Here is a 3,373-nt window from a genome sequence, read left to right as displayed (position 1 = left end):
GATTCTATAAGACTCTAAAATTATCTGCTTAGTCAAAAACCCAACTGCAACTAACAGCGACTTACCGCTACGCTTCGGGACTTCGCCCTCGCTCGGGCTACGCCAAATTCCCCTTCTGTCACTCGTTTGCATCCGCAAACTCCGTGCCAGTCCCTAACGTCCCGTTCCGGGACTCAGGGTCGGGGAACTTCGGTAAGTCTAGTTCGTTAATTGCAATTAGTTGATCAAAAGATTATAACGCGCAAATTTTTTTATGATTTTTGTGGTGCTTAAAGCTTTTAAAAAGACTCGGCGTGCAATATTAATTTGAATGTGTTATTAAGGATTTTAGCTTTTTAAGATTTAAGAGAAAAATTTGCGCTGGCTTGGATGAACCTTTCGACTAAACTTCATTACTATACGAACTAACTGCAATTAACAGCGGCTTACCGCTCGCTCAGGACCTTGTCCACTTCGCCTCAGATTTCTGAAAAAATCTGGATCTCGTGGGGCCTTCGCTCGGCCTAAAGGCACATTCCGTGTTACGCTAACGCCTCTTGCAGAGGCTCAGCTACACGAAACGTCGGTAAGCCTAATTCGTTACACGCAATTTTGCCAACTTAACATCTAAAATGAAAAAAATCTTAACACTGGCTTTTGCGTTATATCTCGCAACGTGGCACTTTTTCAAAACATACTTTCCAGAAAGCAAATACTAATTTCCTCAAGAAAATTGATAATTCTTATAATGAGTATGTAATTCACATCGAAAATAAATTTAACGGTAGAAGTAAAAAAAATAGTTTGGGAATATATTCTGGAATTATCGATTCTTTAAAAAATAGCTCAATACAAAACAAGAGAATTTACCGATACATTGGCTTCTCTAAATTTCTAAATAATTCTTCTGAATCACTACAAATTTTGTCGGACGAATATCAAGGAAATCAACCTAAACGAATTGACCTTCATTTAATTTTAGATGATGAAGAATCCGCTGGAGACTTATATAATAATTCCGATCAGCTTTCGAAACATTCTTCATCAAAATACAATTCTAAGAAACTCCACAACTACAACCTATATCACTATTCCATTACTAATCCTTTAATAAATTTTGAATTTATTGAGAATATCGAATATGTTGGTCCTAGTTTAAATAACAATGAACCAGAAGAATATCTGGCTTTTGGAAAGATATTAGGAACAGAACTTTGTGAAGCATTAAAGAGCATCAATTAATGCAAAACTGCGTGTAACATCGCCTTAACGCTTCGCTTCGGGTCGAGCCCTCGCTCGGTCTGCGACACATAGGCTTCTGGCACTCCCCTTGCTTACGCAAGTGTCGTTCCAGTCCCTAACGTCCCGTTGGGACTCAGGGCCAGCCTACGTCGTTAAGGCTAGTTCGTTATGCGCAATGGGTTAAAATTTGATTTTTGATAAAAAAGAATAATATTTTAGGTTGACTAAGTAGCCATTATAGCTACTATTAAGATATGAAATCTGTAGGAATTAAAGACTTAAAAAATAATCTTAGCAATTATTTGGATTTTGTAAGAAATGGCGAAACAATTATTGTTATGGATAGAAATACTCCAATTGCTGAGTTAAAAAAATTAAGTAAGTCACCAGATCTAACTCAGGCTTTTATAGATGAATCTGTAGCAAATAATTCTATTATCCCTGCAAAGGATAGAAGTATAATCACTTTTCCTAAAACTCTACGTATAAAAGATAAATATAGAGAAGAATTATCAAAATCCTGGAAGCAAGCGTATTTAGAGGATCGAGAATAGTTTGGCTTTATATATTGATACAAGTTTTCTATTAAATATTGTCTATTCAGAGACCGACTTCGAAAAAAATTTAGATAAATTAAATAAATCTAATAATCTCTTTAGTTCTATATTGATAGAAATTGAAGCATATCGAAGTTTAAATTATACATTCAACCGAAATAGGAAAAATCTTGATAATATCTGGTATCAAGATACTCATAATTTCATTGAAAAATTGATCTCAAACATTAATCTTAAAAATCTAGATTTTGAAATCAAAAATGAGTTCAAAAAACAAAAAAACATTTCTGAACTAAAGTCATTAGATGCCATCCACTTATCCACCGCTTTATATGTTAAAAGATTAATTTCTGAAGATTTAATATTCTGTACCTTAGATGAAAAACTAAAAGAAGTGGCTTTAAAAAATAATTTTAAAGTTAACTAACCCACAGCGCATAACAGCGGGGAAACGCTTCACTTCGGCACTAGGCCTCGCTTGGGCTACGCCACATTTCCCTTCTGTCACTCGTTTGCATCCGCAAACTCTGTGCCAGTCCCTAACGTCCCGTTGGGACTCAGGGTCGGGAAACGTCGTCTCCCCTAGTTCGTTATGCGAAATAATTTCAAAATCTTCCAAAATGAAAAAAAATAAAATATATTTAATAATTCTCCTTTTTTCATCTGGGTTTCATTTATATGCAAATGATACTGAAAGAAAAAAATACCATTTCTTGGTTTCGACAGTTGGACATATTAATATAGAAAAAGCTGCAAGAGAAATTGATAATGCTCCAAATATTCAAATCCTTTACGGTTTAACCAATAATTTCTATTTAGGTTTGAACTATTCTATCGGAGATAATGGTTATAAACGTTTCGAATCTTTACCTACAAATTCACCTTCTACAGTAAGAATCTATAAGTTCTCAACTTCTAAAAATTCTGAAACCTTCTCACTTAATTTACAATATTTCATTTGGAAATCCATATATTCAAGTCTCAATGTCGGAATGGAAAAAAGTTTTACCGTAGAAAGAAATAATTTCGCAATTAATCGCGGAAACAATATTACTCCACAACCTTTCGCTTTAAAAACTATTTTTGATGATAGAGTCTTCGGCTCTATAGGCTTAGGCATAAGGCAGGAAATATTCAATAATTTTCTATTAGCTTTCGAATACCAAAGAGGATATATTGAATCTGGTAAAATAAACCAACATTTTACTTACAATCCAGAATATTACGGTAACAACTTACCATATATGTTAGAAAGTTACCTTTTCGATAGTATTATCAATGGAAATAAGCTTAGAAATTCTCAGTTTGAACAATTCTATTTGTCCGCAGGATTAGCATTTTGAGTTTAATAAAGAAATTACTTCGCATAACAGCAACTAACCGCTGCGCTTCGGGACGAGCCCTCGCTTGGGCTGTGCCACATAGGCTTCTGGCACTCCCCTTGCCTGCGCAAGTGTCGTTCCAGTCCCTAACGTCCCGTTCGGGACTCAGGGCCAGCCTACGTCGGTTAGTCTAGTTCGTTATCTGCAATGCCCTAGAACTTAATTCTATGAATGAATTCCAACAAGTTTTATATGCAAATAGATAAGATTCAA

The 3,373-nt window shown here is 35.1% G+C and carries 4 protein-coding genes; all 4 read left to right on the top strand.

Annotation, left to right across the window (positions count from 1 at the left end; genetic code table 11):
- Nucleotides 1–636 precede the first annotated feature (636 nt).
- The 4 genes from LEP1GSC199_RS10460 to LEP1GSC199_RS10440 all read left to right on the top strand — a co-directional run bounded on the left by LEP1GSC199_RS10460 (nucleotide 637) and on the right by LEP1GSC199_RS10440 (nucleotide 3,121).
- Nucleotides 637–1,221, top strand: a complete 585-nt coding sequence (locus LEP1GSC199_RS10460; RefSeq protein ID WP_232420754.1) for a hypothetical protein — start codon at nucleotides 637–639, stop codon at nucleotides 1,219–1,221.
- 254 nt (nucleotides 1,222–1,475) lie between these two features.
- Nucleotides 1,476–1,775: a type II toxin-antitoxin system Phd/YefM family antitoxin gene (locus LEP1GSC199_RS10455; RefSeq protein ID WP_002981879.1), complete on the top strand. Its 300-nt coding sequence runs from the start codon at nucleotides 1,476–1,478 to the stop codon at nucleotides 1,773–1,775.
- 1 nt (nucleotide 1,776) lies between these two features.
- On the top strand, nucleotides 1,777–2,205 hold the full coding sequence (locus tag LEP1GSC199_RS10450; RefSeq protein ID WP_002981881.1) for a PIN domain-containing protein: 429 nt from the start codon (nucleotides 1,777–1,779) through the stop codon (nucleotides 2,203–2,205).
- Nucleotides 2,206–2,398: 193 nt separating this feature from the next.
- Complete coding sequence (locus LEP1GSC199_RS10440) at nucleotides 2,399–3,121, top strand: hypothetical protein (RefSeq protein ID WP_039926583.1); 723 nt, start codon at nucleotides 2,399–2,401, stop codon at nucleotides 3,119–3,121.
- The last annotated feature ends 252 nt before the right edge of the window (nucleotides 3,122–3,373 follow it).

Source organism: Leptospira vanthielii serovar Holland str. Waz Holland = ATCC 700522 (assembly GCF_000332455.1).
In the GTDB taxonomy this organism is placed as follows: Bacteria; Spirochaetota; Leptospiria; order Leptospirales; family Leptospiraceae; genus Leptospira_A; species Leptospira_A vanthielii.
This window is presented reverse-complemented; position numbering and strand designations above follow the sequence as displayed.

Bases quoted from the DNA above. Each gene is read 5' to 3' on its own strand.
- LEP1GSC199_RS10440 (WP_039926583.1), top strand. From the start codon at position 2,399: ATGAAAAAAAATAAAATATATTTAATAATTCTCCTTTTTTCATCTGGG.
- LEP1GSC199_RS10455 (WP_002981879.1), top strand. From the start codon at position 1,476: ATGAAATCTGTAGGAATTAAAGACTTAAAAAATAATCTTAGCAATTAT.